Source organism: Prevotella aff. ruminicola Tc2-24 (genome assembly GCF_900110895.1).
Classification (GTDB): Bacteria; Bacteroidota; Bacteroidia; order Bacteroidales; family Bacteroidaceae; genus Prevotella.
On the sequence record NZ_FOIQ01000004.1, the window covers coordinates 1 to 19,511 of the forward strand.

15 protein-coding genes and 1 tRNA gene are annotated in these 19,511 nt (G+C 49.0%); 9 read left to right on the forward strand and 7 right to left on the reverse strand.

Features of this window, described 5'->3' with window-relative positions; all coding sequences use genetic code 11:
- Window positions 1-194: 194 nt before the first annotated feature.
- The 8 genes from BMY63_RS08195 (at window position 195) to BMY63_RS08230 (ending at window position 7,227) form a co-directional block, all read left to right on the forward strand.
- Window positions 195-1,361 (forward strand): sensor histidine kinase, encoded by a 1,167-nt coding sequence (locus tag BMY63_RS08195; protein WP_091901100.1) that lies wholly within the window; start codon window positions 195-197, stop codon window positions 1,359-1,361.
- Between the two features lie 167 nt (window positions 1,362-1,528).
- Complete coding sequence (locus tag BMY63_RS08200; RefSeq protein ID WP_091916237.1) at window positions 1,529-2,050, forward strand: YceD family protein; 522 nt, start codon at window positions 1,529-1,531, stop codon at window positions 2,048-2,050.
- Window positions 2,051-2,073: 23 nt separating this feature from the next.
- Window positions 2,074-2,265 (forward strand): 50S ribosomal protein L32, encoded by a 192-nt coding sequence (gene rpmF / locus BMY63_RS08205; protein ID WP_091901096.1) that lies wholly within the window; start codon window positions 2,074-2,076, stop codon window positions 2,263-2,265.
- On the forward strand, window positions 2,265-3,269 hold the full coding sequence (locus tag BMY63_RS08210; protein ID WP_091901094.1) for a beta-ketoacyl-ACP synthase III: 1,005 nt from the start codon (window positions 2,265-2,267) through the stop codon (window positions 3,267-3,269). The genes rpmF and BMY63_RS08210 overlap by 1 nt, the downstream gene beginning before the upstream one ends.
- A complete protein-coding gene (era, locus tag BMY63_RS08215; RefSeq protein ID WP_091901092.1) occupies window positions 3,253-4,176 on the forward strand; it encodes a GTPase Era in 924 nt (307 codons plus the stop codon). The genes BMY63_RS08210 and era overlap by 17 nt, the downstream gene beginning before the upstream one ends.
- A gap of 61 nt (window positions 4,177-4,237) precedes the next feature.
- Entirely contained in the window at window positions 4,238-5,584 is a 1,347-nt protein-coding gene (gene der / locus BMY63_RS08220; protein WP_091901090.1) for a ribosome biogenesis GTPase Der, read from the forward strand.
- On the forward strand, window positions 5,581-5,961 hold the full coding sequence (locus BMY63_RS08225; protein WP_091901088.1) for a hypothetical protein: 381 nt from the start codon (window positions 5,581-5,583) through the stop codon (window positions 5,959-5,961). The genes der and BMY63_RS08225 overlap by 4 nt, the downstream gene beginning before the upstream one ends.
- Before the next feature lie 66 nt (window positions 5,962-6,027).
- A complete protein-coding gene (locus BMY63_RS08230; protein WP_091901086.1) occupies window positions 6,028-7,227 on the forward strand; it encodes a hypothetical protein in 1,200 nt (399 codons plus the stop codon).
- A gap of 58 nt (window positions 7,228-7,285) precedes the next feature.
- Here the strand turns inward: BMY63_RS08230 and BMY63_RS08235 are convergent, their stop codons facing one another.
- The 7 genes from BMY63_RS08235 to BMY63_RS08265 all read right to left on the reverse strand — a co-directional run bounded on the left by BMY63_RS08235 (window position 7,286) and on the right by BMY63_RS08265 (window position 16,484).
- The gene (locus tag BMY63_RS08235) at window positions 7,286-8,398 is read right to left on the reverse strand and encodes a hypothetical protein (protein WP_143065758.1); all 1,113 of its coding nucleotides are present in this window, start codon (window positions 8,396-8,398) and stop codon (window positions 7,286-7,288) included.
- Window positions 8,399-8,510: 112 nt separating this feature from the next.
- Window positions 8,511-9,620 (reverse strand): OmpA family protein, encoded by a 1,110-nt coding sequence (locus BMY63_RS08240; protein ID WP_369807714.1) that lies wholly within the window; start codon window positions 9,618-9,620, stop codon window positions 8,511-8,513.
- Window positions 9,621-9,660: 40 nt separating this feature from the next.
- Window positions 9,661-11,481 carry a hypothetical protein gene (locus tag BMY63_RS08245; RefSeq protein WP_091915895.1) on the reverse strand — a complete coding sequence of 607 codons (1,821 nt, stop codon included), beginning with the start codon at window positions 11,479-11,481 and terminating at the stop codon, window positions 9,661-9,663.
- Window positions 11,482-11,680: 199 nt separating this feature from the next.
- Window positions 11,681-11,762 (reverse strand) — tRNA-Leu (locus tag BMY63_RS08250).
- A gap of 55 nt (window positions 11,763-11,817) precedes the next feature.
- The gene (locus tag BMY63_RS08255; protein WP_371113580.1) at window positions 11,818-12,861 is read right to left on the reverse strand and encodes a S41 family peptidase; all 1,044 of its coding nucleotides are present in this window, start codon (window positions 12,859-12,861) and stop codon (window positions 11,818-11,820) included.
- 22 nt (window positions 12,862-12,883) lie between these two features.
- The gene (locus BMY63_RS08260; RefSeq protein WP_218141889.1) at window positions 12,884-13,681 is read right to left on the reverse strand and encodes a DUF3316 domain-containing protein; all 798 of its coding nucleotides are present in this window, start codon (window positions 13,679-13,681) and stop codon (window positions 12,884-12,886) included.
- 37 nt (window positions 13,682-13,718) lie between these two features.
- A complete protein-coding gene (locus BMY63_RS08265; protein WP_255397510.1) occupies window positions 13,719-16,484 on the reverse strand; it encodes a DNA gyrase/topoisomerase IV subunit A in 2,766 nt (921 codons plus the stop codon).
- Window positions 16,485-16,800: 316 nt separating this feature from the next.
- Here BMY63_RS08265 and alaS point away from each other — a divergent pair, with 316 nt between their 5' ends.
- Entirely contained in the window at window positions 16,801-19,461 is a 2,661-nt protein-coding gene (gene alaS / locus BMY63_RS08270; RefSeq protein WP_091915901.1) for an alanine--tRNA ligase, read from the forward strand.
- The last annotated feature ends 50 nt before the right edge of the window (window positions 19,462-19,511 follow it).

Consider the following 19,511-nt stretch of genomic DNA (forward strand, 5'->3'; position numbering starts at 1 on the left):
AACAAGTTGTTTTACTGTCGTGGAGATAGGAGTTACGAGTCATGGAGATGCCTTCCATGAAGGTAAAACAAGTTGTTTTACTGTAAGAGAAGATAAGTCTTATGGTGTAAAAGATACCTTCCAAGCTTGTTGTTCTATATGTGTACATGGAAGCGTGATACAATAATCTTGTGTTTTAAGCGTTATATAGATGTATGCAGTGGACTGAGAGAATCCGACAAGTCAAGATCCTTCTGGTGATAGCGGCAATTCTGATTGCCGTCGTCTCCTTGTTGGTATCGCATTACCTTGTCAGAGATCTGTCCAACGAAGAGCGCCATAAGATGGAAGTCTGGGCGCAGGCACTGAGGGCACTGAATAACGCTGGCGAGAATACAGATGTCAGTCTGGTGCTGAGTGTGATGAAGGGGAACAACACGATCCCTGTGATTGTGATGGACTCGTTGGGCACGGTGACCGACTATCGCAATATCTCCATCGATGGGAAGAATAAGACGGACTCAGATTCCTACCTCTCCGACTATGGACGACGACTCTGGCAAGAGGGGAAATACATTAAGATTTTCTTAGGCGACTCAACTAAGACGAGCGATTACCAGTTGGTGTGTTACGATGAGTCGACGCTGTTAAAACGCCTATCATCATATCCCTATTGGCAGCTCGGCATTGTCATGATATTTGTGGTTGTTGCCATCTTCGCTCTTCTCTCGTCGAAAAAGGCAGAACAGAACAAAGTGTGGGTGGGGCTCTCGAAGGAGACAGCCCATCAGTTGGGTACCCCCATCTCGAGTCTGATGGCTTGGGTGGAGATATTGAAGGAGAGTCATCCGGACGACGGACTGATACCTGAGATGGATAAGGATGTGAAACGTCTGGAGCAGATTGCGGAGCGCTTCTCGAAGATCGGCTCCCTGCCTGAACCGAAGGAGGGATCGATGAACGAGGTGCTGGAGCATGTGATCGATTATATGGACCGTCGCACCTCGAATAAGGTGGAGATGGTGCGTGATTTCCCTGATCATGATGTCAAGGTCAGAATGAATGCCTCGCTGTTCGAGTGGGTTGTGGAGAACCTGTGTAAGAACGCTGTAGACGCCATGGAAGGCTGTGGCAGGATCGTGCTCTCCTTGTCCGACGACGACCACAAGGTGGTGGTCGAGGTGACCGACAATGGCAAGGGTATCCGGAAGAAAGATCTTAAGAATGTTTTCAAGCCCGGATTTACCACGAAGCAGCGTGGCTGGGGCCTGGGGCTCTCACTGGCCCGACGTATCGTGGAGGATTACCACCACGGTCGTATTTTTGTCAAGTCGTCTGAAGTTAACAAGGGCACCACCTTCAGGGTGGAACTGCGGCGCTGATACCCTCGTTAGGGCATACAGATGTTGCACAGTTGTGAAAGAAGTGTGTAATAATCAGCATTTTAACGTGGCGATTTTGCGGTAAAATGATAAAAAAAACGAATTAGTCTCTCATAAATAAAAAAAAAGTAGTAACTTTGCACCCCAAATGTAAATGAAATGTGATGATGTGTAGTCTGGAGTCGTTGAAGTTAGACTTGAAGGAATTGAAAGAGGAGAATACTACTCTCACTTTCGACCTTGATGATCGCTTCTTCGAGGCTTTGGACAGTGCCGAGGTGAAAAGAGGCTCTTTGCACGTGTCGGTGTCTATACGCAAGGCAACCGGCTTTTTCGAGTTTCTGTTCCAGACGGCAGGCACCGTGATCATTTCCTGCGACCGTTGTCTCGATGACATGGAACAGCCGGTGGAGACCGATAATCGTCTTGTCGTCAAGCTCGGAAGCACCTACTCAGAGGAGGATGACATCATTGTCGTGCCCGAGGACGAAGGAATACTCGACATGGCGTGGATCATCTACGAGTTTGTAGCACTGGCTATACCCATCAGGCATGTGCATGCACCTGGCAAGTGCAACCCTGCCATGACGCAAGCTCTGGAAGAGCTGTCAGCTGACCGAAGCAGCGATGAGGAGTCCAACCAGGAGACAGACCCCCGATGGGATAAACTGAAGAATTTAAAAATTTAAAAAATTAAAGTATTTAGATAATTATGGCACATCCTAAAAGAAGACAATCAAGTACTCGTCAAGCCAAGCGTCGTACTCACGACAAGGCAGTAGCTCCCACACTGGCAGTATGTCCTAACTGCGGTGCATATTATGTTTATCACACCGTATGCCCGACATGTGGCTACTATCGTGGTAAGGTGGCTATCAAGAAGGAAGACGAGGTCGCTGAGTAATGGATAGGATTAACGCGATAATCACCGGCATTGGCGGCTATGTGCCCGACTATGTCCTCACCAACGAGGAACTGTCGAGAATGGTAGACACCAATGATGAGTGGATTATGACGCGTGTCGGCATCAAGGAGCGCCGTATCCTCACCGAGGAAGGTCTTGGCACCAGCTATATGGCCCGCAAGGCCGCTAAGCAGTTGCTGCAGAAGACCGGCGCTGACCCTGATTCCATCGACGCAGTGGTCGTAGCCACTTCTACGGCGGATTATAAGTTCCCCTCCACGGCATCCATTGTTCTGGGTAAGCTCGGACTGAAGAATGCGTTCGCATTCGACTTCTGGGGTGCCTGCTGTGGATTCCTCTATGCGCTCGACGTTGCGGCGTCGATGATACAGAGCGGTCGCTTCAAGAAGATTATCCTTATCGGAGCCGACAAGATGTCGTCGGTGACCGACTACAAGGATCGCCAGACCTGTCCGCTTTTTGGTGACGGTGCTGCGGCAGTCATGCTGGAGGCAACAGAGGAACAGAACATCGGCGTGATGGATTCCTATCTCCGTACTGATGGCAAGGGACTTCCGTTCTTGCATATGAAAGCCGGAGGTTCTGTCTGCCCACCATCGCACTTCACCGTCAACCATCGGTTGCACTACCTCTATCAGGAGGGACGGACGGTGTTCCGTTATGCGGTGACCAACATGAGCAACGACTGTGTGCTGATTGCTGAGCGCAACGGACTGGATAAGAATAATATCCAGTGGGTGGTGCCTCATCAGGCAAACATGCGCATCATCGAGGCTGTCGCCAAGCGGTTGGAGCTCCCGATGGATCAGGTGATGGTGAACATCGAGCACTACGGTAATACGAGTGCGGCGACAATTCCGCTGGCGCTTTGGGACAATGAGAGCAAGCTGAAGAAAGGCGATAACATGATCTTTACTGCCTTCGGTGCTGGATTTGTCCATGGAGCATCCTACTATAAGTGGGCGTATGACGGTAGTAAATAGTCACAAAGCAGGATTCGTCAACATCGTTGGGAATCCTAATGTAGGTAAAAGTACGCTCATGAACCAACTGGTTGGTGAGCGTATTTCAATTGCGACGTTTAAGGCACAGACCACTCGACATCGCATCATGGGTATCGTGAATACTGACGATATGCAAATCGTCTTCAGCGATACCCCGGGTGTTCTGAAGCCGAACTATAAGCTTCAGGAGTCGATGCTAGCCTTCTCTGAGTCGGCCTTGCAGGATGCAGACGTCCTGCTCTATGTGACCGATGTGGTTGAGAACCCGGAGAAGAACATGGACTTTCTGGAGAAAGTGCAGCGGATGGATACCCCCATTCTCCTGCTGATCAATAAGATCGATACTCTCGCTGAGAATGCAGACAGATCCGGTGCTCCCCAGGCACAACTTGCCGCTATCGTCGAGCGCTGGCATACCCTCTTGCCGAAGGCTGAGATCCTGCCGATCTCTGCCAAGAATAAGTTCGGCACCGACATGCTCCTGAAACGTATCAAGGAACTGTTGCCCGAGAGTCCGGCCTATTTCGATAAGGATCAGCTTACCGATAAGCCGGCCCGTTTCTTCGTCTCGGAGATTATCCGTGAGAAGATCCTGCTCTTCTATGACAAGGAGATACCGTATTCGGTGGAGGTCAGCGTGGAGCAGTTCAAGGAGGACGATCGTCACATCCATATCAATGCGGTGATCTATGTGGAGCGTGATTCCCAGAAAGGAATCATCATCGGTCATCAGGGCGTGGCGCTGAAGAAGGTAAGCACAGAGGCCCGTAAGTCTCTGGAGAAGTTCTTCGGGAAACCGATATTCCTGGAGATCTTCGTGAAGGTAGACAAAGACTGGCGCAGCTCCGCTCGTGAACTAAGTCATTTTGGGTATAATCCCGAGTAAGTTTCTAAATCCCGGAGCTTCTGGATAATCCGGCTCAGGCCAAATATAAATAAGAAAGACTATGCCAAATTTAGTAGCTATCGTAGGCCGCCCGAACGTAGGAAAGTCGACCCTTTTCAACCGTCTGACGAAATCACGTCAGGCGATTGTCAGCAATGAGGCCGGCACCACACGCGACCGCCAGTATGGCAAGTGCGAGTGGAACGGGCGTGAGTTCTCTGTCGTCGATACCGGCGGCTGGGTGGTGAACAGCGACGATATCTTCGAGGAGGAGATTCGTAAGCAGGTAATCATCGCCACGGAGGAGGCCGACCTGGTGCTCTTCCTCTGTGATATTACCAATGGTGTGACGGCCTGGGACATGGATGTGGCGCAGATCCTGCGCCGTGCACGTGCTCCTCAAGAGGACGGCACTCCAACGAAACCGCTTCCTGTGCTGCTGGTGGCCAATAAAGCCGACGACGGAAAGGATCTCTACGACCAGTATGAGTTCTATAAGCTCGGACTGGGTGATCCTTATCCTATCAGTGCTGCTACGGGCAGTGGTACCGGTGATCTGCTTGATAAGATCCTGGAGATGCTGCCTGAGAAACAGCGTGACGAGGCAGAGGAGGGCATTCCCCGTTTTGCGGTGGTCGGTCGTCCGAATGCTGGTAAGTCGAGCATCATCAATGCCTTTATCGGTGAGGACAGGAATATCGTTACTGAGATAGCAGGAACGACACGTGACAGTATCTACACTCGTTATGATAAGTTCGGTTTTGACTTCTATCTTGTCGATACCGCAGGTATCCGTCGCAAGAACAAGGTGACGGAGGATTTGGAGTTCTATAGTGTGATGCGCTCTATCCGTGCGATTGAGAACAGCGACGTGTGTATTCTGATGATTGATGCTACTCGTGGCATCGAGGCGCAGGATATGAACATCTTCCAGTTGATACAGAAGAACAATAAGTCGTTGGTGGTCGTTGTCAACAAATGGGATCTCGTGGAAGAGAAGTCTCAGGTGGTCATCGATACCTTTACGAATGCAATCCGTCAGCGGATGGCACCGTTTACCGACTTCCCCATTATCTTCGGCTCCGCACTCACGAAACAGCGTATCTTCAAGGTGCTGGAGACTGCTAAGGAGGTATACCTGCATAGAAAAGCGAAGATCGGCACGTCGAAGCTCAACGAGGTGCTGTTACCGCTGATCGAGGCTTACCCGCCTCCCTCGGTGAAAGGAAAATATATCAAGATCAAATATGTGGCACAGGTACCCGACACGCAGATACCTACGTTTGTCTTCTATGCCAATCTGCCACAGTATGTGAAGGAGCCGTATAAGCGCTTCTTGGAGAATAAGATCCGGGAGAACTGGACCCTGACGGGCTCACCGGTGAACATCTTTATCCGGCAGAAATGACGATTGCATTACTGTTCATGTTGTTTCTGTTGGTAGCCTGTGGCGGCGTGACCGCCGAAGAACAGGCCTCTCTTGCTGCCAAGGGTTACTACACGCATCTTATCAAGGGTGAGTATGAGTTGTTCTTGGAAGGTAAGCAGGGAGCCGGACAGTTACCAGAGAACTACCGCTCTCAGCTTCTCGATGGCTATCGTCAGTATGTGGCGCAGCAGGAGACGCTCCACCACGGTATCCGCGAGGTGCGTGTTGCGACGGCTCGACGCGATACGCTGGCAAACTACACAGAGGTGTTTCTCATCCTCTGTTTCGGTGACTCCACCAATGAGGAGGTGGTCGTTCCGATGGAAGAGCATCAGGGACAATGGCGCATGCGCTAAATCCGTTCCCGGAAAGTCCGGAAAAGCGGTATCAACGATTTTAATGACTATAAATACTTGAAAACGATGAAAGGAAAACAACTCTTGATGATGCTGGCCGTTGCCAGTGTCAGTGCCTCTGCCTCCGGGCAAGTCTATTCTGAAGGGGTGTCTGGTCCAGATACCATACAGATTCCTTCTACGTCTGCATCGCTTAAGACCGTGGAGCAGCAGAAGGTAAAAACGGGAAAGTCCGACTATATTCCTGTGTTCCAATATTGGAAGGAACATGATATCCTTCAGCATCTGGATATCTCATTGACGGCAGGAACGACCGGTATCGGTATCGATGTGGCTTCCCCGATAGGAGAGTATGTGCAGGTGAGGGCTGGTTATGAGATTATGCCGCGCTTCAACAAATCCATGAACTTCGACCTGACGATCGGTGGTAAGCCGGCAAGAATGTACGACCCTAATGGTAACCGTGTAGAGACCACCTTCGACCGTCTGAAGGATATGCTCTATGATTTCACGGGCTATGATATTGACGACCATATCGAGATGATAGGTAAGCCAACGATCAATAATGCCAAGTTGTTGGTTGATGTGTTCCCCTTCAAGAACAATAAGAACTGGCATTTTACTGCCGGTCTTTACTGGGGACCATCACAGTTCGCAGAAGCCGTCAACTCAACAGAGGCCATGGTGTCACTGGTGTCAGTAGGCATCTATAACCGGATGTACGAGAAGGCGGTTAATGGCGAGCCCATCATTAACCCTACAGCCTTGGGCATCAAGGGGGCTGGCAACTATCAGATTGAGGAGCTCAACGAGAAGCTTCTTGGTTTCGGTCGGTTGGGCTTTGCTGTGGGCCGATATAAGAACGATGTATATACGACTGCGAAGAAGGATATCTTCGATGATAATGGTAATCTGATTCATGCCAAGGGAGAGACTTATGTGCTTTATAAGGCTGGCGATCCCTATATCCTGGAGCCTGATGGCGATGGACTGGTCCGTGTGAAGGCTAAGTCGAAAGCGTTGAAGCCTTATCTGGGATTCGGCTATGGCGGTCGTCTACTGAAGAATAATGATGATTGGAAGGTTTCATTCGACTGTGGTGCTATGTTCTGGGGCGGTACTCCCGATCTGTATGTACACGATGGTATGAACCTGACAAAAGATGTGGAGAATGTGACCGGTCAGGTGGGCACCTATGTGGATATGTTCAAGTCGTTTAAGGTGTTCCCCGTCTTGAGTCTCCGATTGACAAAGCGGATATTCTAATAAAAAAGAGCCCTTGCAGAGGGCTCTTTTTTTTATCTCACTGTATTTGTTTCTTCGTTTACTTGATTACAATCTTTTTACCGTCTTTGATGTAGATACCAGGACGGAGTGGGGCATTGTCTGGCAAACGGGTTCCTGTGAGTGTGTAGATACCTTCTTTTGAAGCATCTACGGGATCAGCGGTCACAGTAACAATACCGCTACCGCCAATAGTCATCACATCGCCATCGCTGCTCTTAACCTTCAGATAGGCTTTGTTGGCCGGCAGATACTTACCTTCATAGAAGTATTCCTCCGGAGCTTTCTTGACGAATGCCAACTTACCATCGCTCACGCCGAGCACACGCATGGTGGAAGCAGTAAAGGCAGTCATATTACTGTTCTTATACTTGATGGCTGAATATACGCCAGCGAGTTTGTTACCGCTAAGCTTAGCGATGTCTTCAAGAACGGGCATAATCATATTCTCAGCGGGATTGTCAGAAGCGCATTTGATGATGACAGGCATGTTGGCGGGAATAGTACCTGTGATCTCTTTCATCTCAAAGCTCTTACCAGAGGCCGACTTTACATAGTAGGCCTTCATGCCGCTGGATACAAATTTGAATGCAAATCCAGCATAGATGGTGCCGTAGTATCCATCATCAGTCTTTACGTCGGGCTTAATGCCGATATAGTTGGTGTCAGTGTCAACCTTGATGAAGTTCCATCTTGCGGTCTCCTCGCTTTTATTGGCCAACCATGCTTCATCGCGCTGACCGTCGTCTTCAAGGTCGGCTATGCAAATGGTGACACCGCTATAAGTGCCAGATGCCTTGTAGCTGGTACCGCCGCCCTCAAGTTTAGCAAGAATCATGTTGCCTGAGAGTGCATAAAGGCTGGTACCTTGACCCTGAAGGTCGTACAGGCTTTTACTCCTATCCATGTTCTTGATGTAGATGATGGTCGAAGGACTGCAGGATACTCTGTCGAAATTCTTGAGGGTTCGGATGCCTAATAAGGTTGTACTTCCTGACTGAGAGACGGTATAGTGTTTCGGGTTATTGTCTGCAATGCTGATATACCGCTTCGTCTTGTTGTTCTTAATGCGGTAGAAACCGTCTTCGAGTTGTGCAGAGGCACTGAACACACAGAATGCTGCTAATACAATTGAAGTAAAGATTCTCTTCATGTGTTTCCTGATGTTTGTTTAGAGGATGTGTTTACCTTTTCTTCTCAAAAAGAAAGCCCAGCCCCATTCTGGGACCGGGCTTTTATTGTCATTTGTATTTATCTTTCAGCGCTTACTCAGCGATACAGATAGATACACGGTTGCTGTCGTTGTCGGCGAACGGCTGTACGCGTGAGCCCTTGCTGTCGAAGCTGATACGGCTCTCTGCGATACCCTTAGCCTTCAGAGCCTTCACAACTACATCAGCACGTCCAGCAGCGAGACGGTCATTGATACGGTCGTTACCTGTACCAGCGTCTGCGTAACCGGTGATCATCACCTTAGCTGTAGGATGAGCATTCATGTAGTCAATGATGTCCTGAACCTTCTGAGCCTCACACTCACGGATGTCGGTCTTGTTGATGAGGAAGAAGATGTCGCGACGGAGCGGCTCAATAGCGGGTGCCGGAGCAGGAACCTCAACCACCTTCTCAACGATCTTCTCTACGTAGCGAATCTCAGGCTCTGGAGCCGGGATGAAGCGGGTAGAGTAGGTCTTGCCGAGGTTGATCTTCACGCCTGCGAGCAGGTTGAAGTATGAGTCGGGGTTACCAGCATCCTTGAAGTTGAACTTGTCGCCCAGAATGTTAGCGTTAGCCTCCAGACCGATGGCAACAGCCTCGCTTACCTTCACGTCCATGGTCAGACCAGCCTGTCCGAAGAGCAGAGTGTTGGCCTTGTTCTCGAACATCGGAGTCCAGTTGTACTGAGCTGTGAACGGATCGATCTTAGCCTTAACAGCAGCAGCGTCGTCGCAGCTAGAGCGGAAGTTCAGACCACCACCGATGAAAGCACCGAAGCTAACTACACGGTTGGGATCGTATCCTGCAATGATATTCGAGAGGTTGAATGTCAGATCGATAGCAGGTGCGAAATAGGTGTACTTATAGTTGCAGTCGCCTACAATGTCGGTAACAACCTTCTGGTAGCCTGCTTTGCCCTGCCATGCGTTGATGGCCAGACGGGCACCGATTGCCTTGGAGAACTGATAACCGATAGCTCCCTGTACAGTGGGTGAGATGAGATCACCGAATTTGGCCTCGCCAGTAGTATACTGGGCACCTCCCTGGAGCTGAATGTACCAGTGCGGCTCGAAGACATATTCTGTCGTGCCTTTCTGCTCCTGAGCAGATGCTGACAGAACACCCATCAACATCAGGCAAGACAATATTACTTTCTTCATTTTCATATCTGTTACTTTCTTTTTAGATTCACAATGTTAATTACTTCACGTCGACAGTGTATCTCTTAGTAACTACATAGCCATAGTAGTCAACGCAGCTCAGGATGATCACCTTGCGACCTGAGGTCAGGTTCAGAGTGTAATCCAGTGCACGGCCATCCAGCAGAGCGCTCTGCTCGAGCTTGCCAGTAGCAGCATTCTTAACAGCGATGAACTTAGCGTATGCGGGAACAAGAACCTCCTCTGTCGGTGAGGTCAGGTAAACCTGCATGTCACCAGCGGGAACCTGGAGACCAGTAACAACACGGTCAACACCCTCAGCACCCTCGAACAGGATGATTGGAGAGAGAGCACGTGTCAGCTGGTGAGAACGCAGCTGGTTGATGATCTTCTTATCGAATCTGTTCAGATAGTCAGCGATACGCTCAACAGCAGCCTTCTTAACCTTCTTGAGGTCGGTCAGACCAGCAATCTTCTTGATCATCTTGGTCAGCTCCTCGTTGTCGATACCAGCCTCGATAGCTTTGCGCAGAGACTTGAAGAGAGCCTTGTCGATAGTAACCTCTTTCTCCTTGCCGTCAACAACAACGGTAACCTTCTGAGCCTTCATGTCGTCGATGTTGATGCTGCTCAGCTTAGCAAGGCTGGGGAATTCCTTCTTCAGGATCTGAACCAGCTTCTCAACAGCTGCTTCTGCATCTTCCAGGCTAGGATCGCTAACGTTCTTCTCAAACTCCCAGAATGAGTTGTAAGACAGAGGCTTTACTGAAGCTGCGAAGATGTTGAAATCAGATCTGCCACCAGCGTTGTCCTTCTCAACAACGAGACGCTGTGCGGTGAGGCGATCCCATGCTGCATTCTTGTAAAGGTTGTAAACCAGCTGTGCCAGCTCTCTTGCACCCTGCTTAACCTCGTTCTTTGTGCCATCAGCATCAGAAACGTGCTGCTTAGCAGTCTTCAGACGATCCTTAATCTCGTCGAATTTGATCGGGAGCTTATAAGCAGCAGCCTTCAGGTTAGCAGCGTCGATGGTTGCCTCAGCAACGAAGACGTTCTTAGCAGCACCTGCAGCGGCAGCGTCGTCAGCTCTTGTCCAACCGAAGCTGATAGTCTCGTCCTCGGCAGTGTAGGGACGTGCAACGAGATCAACAGGAGCCTTGTTGCCCTTTGAATCCTCGAGGTATACGTTGTAGTCGCTGATGTTGATGTCCTTGCTAGAGTTGATAGCAAAAATCAGCTTACCTGCGTTGTTCTTAGCAGCGGTGATGAACTCAGGATCGAGTTCGATGGTCTCGATACCCTCGAGCTCTTCAGCAGCGAGCATGGTACCATCCTGTGTGTCAACATTGAAAGCCTTACCTGCAACGGGGAAGATGTCCAGACCTGTATCGTTGGTGCCGTAGAAAGCAGCCAGTGAGTAGAAGTCGAGACCAAGCTTCATGTTACCAACAATATCGTTGATGGCCATTGCGTTAGAGACACCGAAATCTGCGTTACCGCCAAGATTCTTGATGGCCTCTTCCAAAGCTGCAACGCGAGCAGTAAGTGCATCAAGGTCATTCTTAATCGTGTCAACGTTTCCAGAAAGGGCTGCAATCTGTTCGTTGATCTTACCCAACTGCTCGTTGATCTTTGCAATCTCGCCATTGATCTTTGCAATCTCTGCGCTGTTGTCGCCAAGACCATTAAGCTGATTCTGGAGAGCATTAAGCTGATCCTCAAGGGTGGTCTTTTGTTTTGCAAGGTTAGCGTAAACGGCTGTAATTTCATCGTCCACGTTGTCCTTACAAGAAACAAATGATGTTGTGGCAGCGAAGAGTAATGCTACCATCAAAATACCATTAATAATTTTCTTTTTCATTTGAACTTAAAAATTATAATTAAACAATTAAATTATGATATATCTATGCATTAATGTATATAAACCGGTGACAAAAGTAGGGAATTATTTCTAAATGTGCAAGAAATTTTTAGTTTTTTTTGTGTAAATAGCTATTTTTCTGCCTTTTTTGCTACTTTTTGCCAATAATTAATTAGAAAATTGTCTTACATCAGCGTCGTGCGCCTGACAGGACTCGAACCTGCACGTCGCGAGACACCAGATCCTAAGTCTGGCGCGTCTACCAATTCCGCCACAGGCGCACATATGACATCCCGTGGTTATCGGGATAGCGACTGCAAAGGTACAAAACTTTTTTCATTCTACCAAAAGTTCTCGGGCAAATTCTATGATAGAATCTTTGCCGCGTATGAAATCCTCGTTACTCAGTCCGACTGCGTAGTCGGGCGCAATGCCAAACTCTATCTGTTGCTTGTCGCGGTCGTAGGTGGGGCAGGCGGAGAAACGCACCATCCATCCGTTGGGAAGGGTATTGGTGAATGGAAGCCCAGAACCTCCGCCGGTGCGATCGCCGACGATCTTCACTTGGGGGAAGCATTTCATAATCTTCACGAAATCGTTGGCAGCGCTGAAAACCTCACGGTTTGTGAGCAGGGCAACACCCTTATGCCACCGAAGTCTGGAGGATGGCTCTATATACTGTGGCTCCATCGGCGAGAACTCGTTGTGCCTTTTGCCTGTCTTGTGTTGGATATAGCCTACCAGCGTTTTCTCCTGACAGAAACGGGCTGCCAGTTTCTCGGCATTGGTGAGTGCTCCGCCGCCGTTGCCTCGGATGTCGAGGATCAGACCGTTGCAGAATGCGAGATACTTAAACACCTCATCAAGGTTACTTTCGCCGATGCCACTTGAGAAGCTGTTATAGTAGACATAGCCGATATTGTCGTCGAGGATGCGGTAGCGGAGCGCACCGGCGATACGGTAGTCGGTACCGAGGTAACGACGCAGGAGAGTGTCGCTGAAATTTGTCGGATAGTCTTCGTGCCAACGCCAGTAGCGCCCGTTGTCGAAGGCGCTGTAAAGGTTCACATGACCGTCGCGTAGCTCGGCGAGCATGTCGGTGAGAATCTCGAAAAGTTGTTGTTTGTTGACCCCCTCTCTCGCGCGTACATTATATTTATTGTATACCTCCAGCCAATCAAGGCCGTATTCATGTTGCTTATAGTCGAAGAAACAGTAGTGCTCGTCGATGATTTTCCATAGCGCCTCGAAGTTACCTTGAGGACTGTCCGGGTATTGCTCGTCGTCGATACAGCCGACTATACACGGGGGCAAAAGACAGATGAGGAATGATAGAGGTATCATCCGCAGCCATTTGATTCTATGTCGTAATATCTGCATCTTTCTTCGGACTTTATACTTTTCATCTGACAAGGCGCCTGACGACACCGATGAGTAGTCGGTGGGTATAGACATGTTGTTTTAAGTTGTTAACTGCAGCCTGTTGGTAGTTGCCAAGGTAACCTACTCGTACTGCCCATCTCTTTGATGCCTGCCAGTCGAGCGTGATCTGCTGTCGTATGTTCGGTGCACAGACACAGGTTGTTGGCACGATGTTATGGTCGTAGTTTCCTAAGGAGAAAATCTCGTAGTAAGACTGTCCATAGTTTGGACTGAACATCATCCCCATGAGCGGCAGGTTCAGTTCGTATCGGATGACGAAGCGTTGTTGCCATAAGGTAAGGTCATAGGTGGTGATGGCCGACGGCATGAAGTTTACTGCAGCACGGGCTTGCGCCGGGTTGTTGGAAGCCGTCATGTCGTAAAGAAAGCCCAGACAAGCGTTCAAGACACCGCCAGTCTGAAGGTGTAGACGGTCAGCCAGTAGGTTCCACTTACAATAGAATCCCCAATAGAGATTGTAGCTGCCTTCAAGCATGGTGATATTGCCGCTTCGATCGTCTGTGGATGAGAGATCGAGCTCATGTTCGGTAATAGTATTCCATCGACGGTTGTCTTTAACCCGCTCACGTATATTCAGATAAGAGAATCCTGTACCGGAAAATTGCTCGGGAGTAATGTATGTGTCGAGAATCCTTGTCGTACCGATGCCAATCAGACTTGTTGATGTCATGGCATCTGGGGAAGAAGACAAAGAGGCTTGTTCTTGGGCGACAATCGGCAGACAGAACCACATCATCGGCAGAAACGCCCATGACAATCTCCTTACGGACAATTCTTTTAGATGTATAGGATGGCTATACTTCATCATCGAACAGTGTCAGTTCTTGTTCGGGTTGATGCTTCTTCGGTGTGGGCACAGCGACCTCCGGACTGTCTGAGTCTTCTGAAATCTCTGGAGTCTCTGCGACCTTAGGGTCGTCAATAATCTCCAGAATCTCCGGGGCTTCAGTTGTCTCTGGATCTTCTTCTGGCTCAGGTGGATTCAGTTCCGTGATACTTTCGAGCTGATAGGTGGTCAATCGCTTACCTTTAGCCTTGTAGCCTTTCACCATGATAAACTGTGCAGCATCAACCTCCTCGCTGCCGCGGAATGCATCGGCACCACCGTAGGTGATGAGGAAACGTGGTGAAGGTGTATCGGTCAAAAGGATGAGTTGTGAGGTCGCTCCATTCTTTCCGGTATCACTGGGACTGAGCCAGTTCTGCTTCTTTTTCGTGGCATCCATCAAGAACCGTTTGATGTATGGATATCCTTGATTGTCGACATCGTAAAGGATGGCGGTCCAAACCTTATCGGGATCGTATTTTTCAATACGCAGGATGTTCTCTTCGTAGTGATTGTTAATATCGAAATTAGAGAGGTAGCACTCGCCATTCTGAAGTATAACGAGAATCTGGTCTTCATCGAAGAACTCACCGAGGAGTTGACCATGTTCGTCGTAGTTCAGACGATTTACATCTGGGTCGTACCAAACCTTTCGTCCACCAAGGGTGGAGTGACCGTGACTCTTCAGGCCGATGCGGTGTACGGGGAACTTTGTCAGGAGATTACCCTTTGAAGCACGTCCTTTGATCATCACTTCCGAGAAATCCTTGTCTACGAAAATCTTCTTGAGACGCGGGTTCGGATCGAGGGTCACCTTAATAATCTCTGCTTCTCCGTTGGGGTTGGCAGAGAAGTACATCACTTTTGATCCGGGCGTTCCTTGGGTAATGTCGTATTCCTTGTCGCGAGTCATGCTTGTCACGTTGAAACGCTTGATGTAGCAATAGCCTTTCTTTCCATCGCGGTATACGGTATTGTATATGGTGCGTGAATCGTTCTTTTTGAAGACGGCCACATATAGCACGTTCTTGCCGACAAAGACCTTCTCGGCCACACGAATCACCTTATACTTTCCTTCTTTATAGAAGATGATGACATCGTCGAGGTCGGAACAGTTGCATACGAACTCGTCTTTCTTGAGGCCTGTGCCAAGGAAACCGTCTTGTCGGTTGATGTACAACTTTTGGTTGGCTTCCGCCACTTTGGCAGAGTCTATCGTATCGAAGTTGCGGATCTCAGTGAGACGCGGATGATCCTTGCCGTATTTGTCTTTAAGGAACTGGAACCAGTTGGCTGTCACCTCGGTAAGGTTTGCCAGGTCACGGTCAATTTCCTCGATTTCTGCCTTGATGCGCGCCATCAGCTCGTCGGCCTTGTCTTTATTGAACTTCAGAATGCGCTGCATCTTGATCTCAAGAAGTTTAAGAATATCGTCTTTCGTCACCTCGCGTACCAGACTGGGGTAGTAGGGGGTGAGGCGTTCGTCGATATGCTCGCAGACGGCATCGACGGTAGGTGCCTGTTCGAACTTTTTATCCTTATAGATACGTTCTTCGATGAAGATACGTTCCAACGACTGGAAATGATACTGTTCCAATAGTTCGCCTTTGCGGATCTCCAATTCCTGGCGGATGAGATCCTTGGTGCGGTCGACGCTGTGGCGGAGCACATCACTTACTGTCAGGAACTGAGGCTTGTTATCCTCGATGACACAGCAGTTCGGTGAGATATTGATCTCACAATCGGTAAAAGCATAGAGGGCGTCAATGGTCTTGTCGGACGATACGCCAGGGGCGAGATGTACCTGTATTTCTACATTGGCGGCAGTGAGATCCTCCACCTTACGGGCTTTAATCTTACCTTTCTCTACGGCCTTGACAATCGAATCTTGTAGTGTCTCGGAGTTCTTCGAGAAAGGAATCTCACGGATGACAAGTGTCTTCTGATCGATTTTCTCGATTTTCGCACGGACTTTCAGTACACCGCCACGCTGTCCGTCATTGTATTTACTGACGTCGATGGAACCGCTGGTGGGAAAGTCTGGGTAGAGTCGGAAGGGTTGATCGTGAAGGTAGCTAATGGCAGCATCGCAAATCTCACAGAAGTTGTGTGGTAGGATTTTTGATGAGAGGCCGACAGCAATACCTTCGGCGCCTTGTGCCAACAGAAGAGGGAATTTTACAGGGAGCGTGATGGGCTCCTTGTTGCGTCCATCGTATGACATCTTCCATTCCGTTGTCTTCGGGTTGAACACGGTGTCGAGGGCGAACTTTGAAAGGCGTGCCTCGATATATCGGGGCGCAGCAGCACTGGAACCGGTAAGAATGTTTCCCCAGTTACCTTGTGTGTCGATCAGCAGGTCCTTCTGTCCCATCTGTACGAGGGCATCGCCGATGGAGGCATCGCCGTGGGGATGGAACTGCATCGTGTGACCCACAATATTTGCCACCTTGTTGTATCGCCCGTCGTCCATGCGTTTCATCGAGTGTAGGATACGTCTCTGCACGGGCTTTAGACCGTCACCCAGATGGGGTACGGCGCGCTCGAGGATCACATAACTGGCATAATCGAGAAACCAGTTCTGGTACATGCCACTCAGATGGTGTACTGCGGCTGCGTCGAAACGGTTTACAGGTTTATAGTCGGAGTGGGCGGCTGGGGATTCCGGATTCTCCGCATTATCCGGAGTGCCTGTGGTCTCAAGAATTTCGTCGTCTCTTGTTTCGTTGTCCATTGCTACACTTGACTTTTATTATTTTGTCGCAAAGTTACGAAAAATCGAGCGCAGAACAAAATAAGTTCACTTATTTTTTATGTCGAGTGCATGTAATTTCGCCATCTTTGATGGCAAAGATACAAAAAACGAATGAAAAGCTAAATTTATTTGAACTTTTCCGAATGGGGAGGGAGTTCTTAAGACTTGCTGTCACTTGAATAGGTGGTGTAAAGTCGAGCGCTACACAAAATATAAACTAATGTTTTGGTAGATTCAGAATAAATGTGTAATTTTGCACGCAATTATTTGGAACATAGAAAAATAAGATATCAACATGACAGCAAACGAGATTCGCGACTCCTATAAGAAATTTTTTGAGTCGAAGCAGCACGCTATCGTGCCGTCAGCCCCGATGGTCATCAAGGATGACCCAACGCTGATGTTTACGAATGCAGGTATGAACCAGTGGAAAGACATCATTCTCGGCACACGCGACCCGGAACCGCGCCGACGGGCGGACACACAGAAATGTCTCCGTGTCAGCGGAAAACATAATGACTTGGAGGAAGTGGGGCATGATACCTATCATCACACCATGTTCGAGATGCTCGGTAACTGGTCGTTCGGCGACTATTTCAAGGAGGGGGCCATCGATATGGCCTGGGAGTATCTGGTAGATGTACTAAAACTGAATCCCGAAGACCTTTATGTAACGGTATTTGAGGGATCGCCTGAGGAAAATATTCCTCGCGATGATGAGGCTGCACGTTACTGGGCTAAGCATGTGCCCGAGGACCATATCATCAACGGAAATAAACATGATAACTTCTGGGAGATGGGCGATACAGGTCCCTGTGGTCCATGTTCTGAGATTCATGTCGACTCTCGTACGCCAGAGCAGCGCAAGGCTTCTGGTAAGAGTGGTCGTGAGCTTGTGAATCAGGATGATCCTCAGGTGATTGAGATATGGAATCTCGTGTTCATGCAGTTCAATCGTAAGGCTGACGGTTCATTGGAGAAGTTGGGTATGAATGTCATCGATACAGGTATGGGTTTTGAACGTCTTGTCCGCATGATGCAGGGTAAGCACTCTAACTACGATACCGATGTGTTCCAGCCCATAATCAAGGCCGAGCAACAGATAACGGGTCTGAAATATACCACCTTTGAAGAAGAGGTCTTGAACCCCATCACGAAGGAACAGGACAATATCAACGTGGCTATGCGAGTATGTGCTGATCATCTCCGTGCTGTCTCGTTCTCGATTGCCGATGGTCAGTTGCCCTCGAATGCTAAGGCAGGCTATGTGATCCGTCGTATCCTGCGTCGTGCGGTACGTTACGCTTATACGTTCCTCGGCCAGAAAGAGGGCTTCCTTTATAAACTCTTGCCTACTCTGGTGGCTGAGATGGGTGATGCCTTCCCCGAGTTGAAAGCTCAGCAGCAACTCATTGCCAAGGTGATGAAGGAGGAAGAGGATTCCTTCCTCCGTACCCTCGACAAGGGTATCTCTCTTCTTGATAAGGCTATGGAGCAGCTCAAGGTCGAAGGAAAGACGGAACTTGATGGAGAGCAGGCTTTCCGTCTCTTCGATACTTACGGCTTCCCCCTTGATCTTACAGAACTGATTTGTCGTGAGAATGGCTTTTCCGTCAACGAGGAGCAGTTCAATATTGAAATGCAGAAACAGAAGGAGCGTGCCCGTAATGCTGCTGCTGTAGAGAACTCAGACTGGGTGGAACTTGCCCAAGGTGAACAGCAGTTTGTAGGCTACGATTATACCGAATATGAGTGTCATATCCTGCGTTATCGCAAAGTGACGCAGAAAAAGAACGAATTCTATGAACTCGTACTCGACTACACACCGTTCTATGGTGAGATGGGTGGACAAGTCGGTGATTGTGGTGTCATCTGCAATGAAGCAGAAACTATCGATATCATTGACTCTAAACGAGAGAATAACCAGACGGTTCACATCGTTAAGCAATTGCCTAAAGATCCCACAGCTCAGTTTATGGCTTGTGTAGATACTGATAAACGCGACAGTTCTGCTGCCAACCATACGGCAACCCACCTGCTCGACTATGCTTTGAAGCAGGTACTTGGTGACCACGTGGAGCAAAAGGGTTCATTCGTATCGCCCGACACTTTGCGTTTTGACTTCTCTCATTTTGAGAAGGTTAGTGATGAGCAGATCCGTGAGGTGGAGCGGATGGTCAATGATATGATCCGTCAGGATATCCAACTTGACGAGCATCGTGACGTACCTTTTGAAGAGGCAAAGAAACTCGGTGCCATCGCTCTCTTCGGTGAGAAGTATGGTGATAAGGTGCGTGTGGTTCGTTTTGGACCGTCGTGTGAGTTCTGCGGTGGTATCCATGCCAAGGCAACAGGTAAGATAGGTTTCTTTAAGATTGTTGCCGAGAGTTCTGTTGCAGCGGGTATCCGTCGTATTGAGGCTAAGACGGGCAAAGAGTGCGAGGAACTGCTTTACAAGACAGAAGACATGCTTCGTACGGTGAAATCGTTCTTCAATAATGCAAAGGATCTTCAGGGTGTGATTCAGAAGTATATCGAGGAACATGACACGATGAAAAAGGAGATTGAGAGTTTCCAGCAGCAGCGTGTACAGGCTCTCTCGAAGGAGCTTGTATCAAAAGCGCGCACGGTGAACGGCGTGACGGTAGTTACTGGTCAGTATGATATGATGCCGAATGCTGCCAAGGATTTGGTCTTCAAGGTACGAGAGCTGCAGTCGGAGAATCTGCTCTGCGTAGTTGGTACTGTGTTTGACGGGAAACCAATGCTGAACGTGATGCTTAGTGATGATCTCGTGAAGGACCACGGATTGAATGCCGGACAACTGGTACGTGAGGCCGCCAAACTCATGCAAGGCGGTGGTGGCGGACAGCCTCATTTTGCTTCTGCAGGTGGCAAGAACCCAGATGGTCTTTCTGCTGCTATTGACAAAGTGTTAGAATTGGCAGCGTTATAAGAAGTAAACATAAACGATGATGAAAAACGCTCTCCATTAAGGAGAGCGTT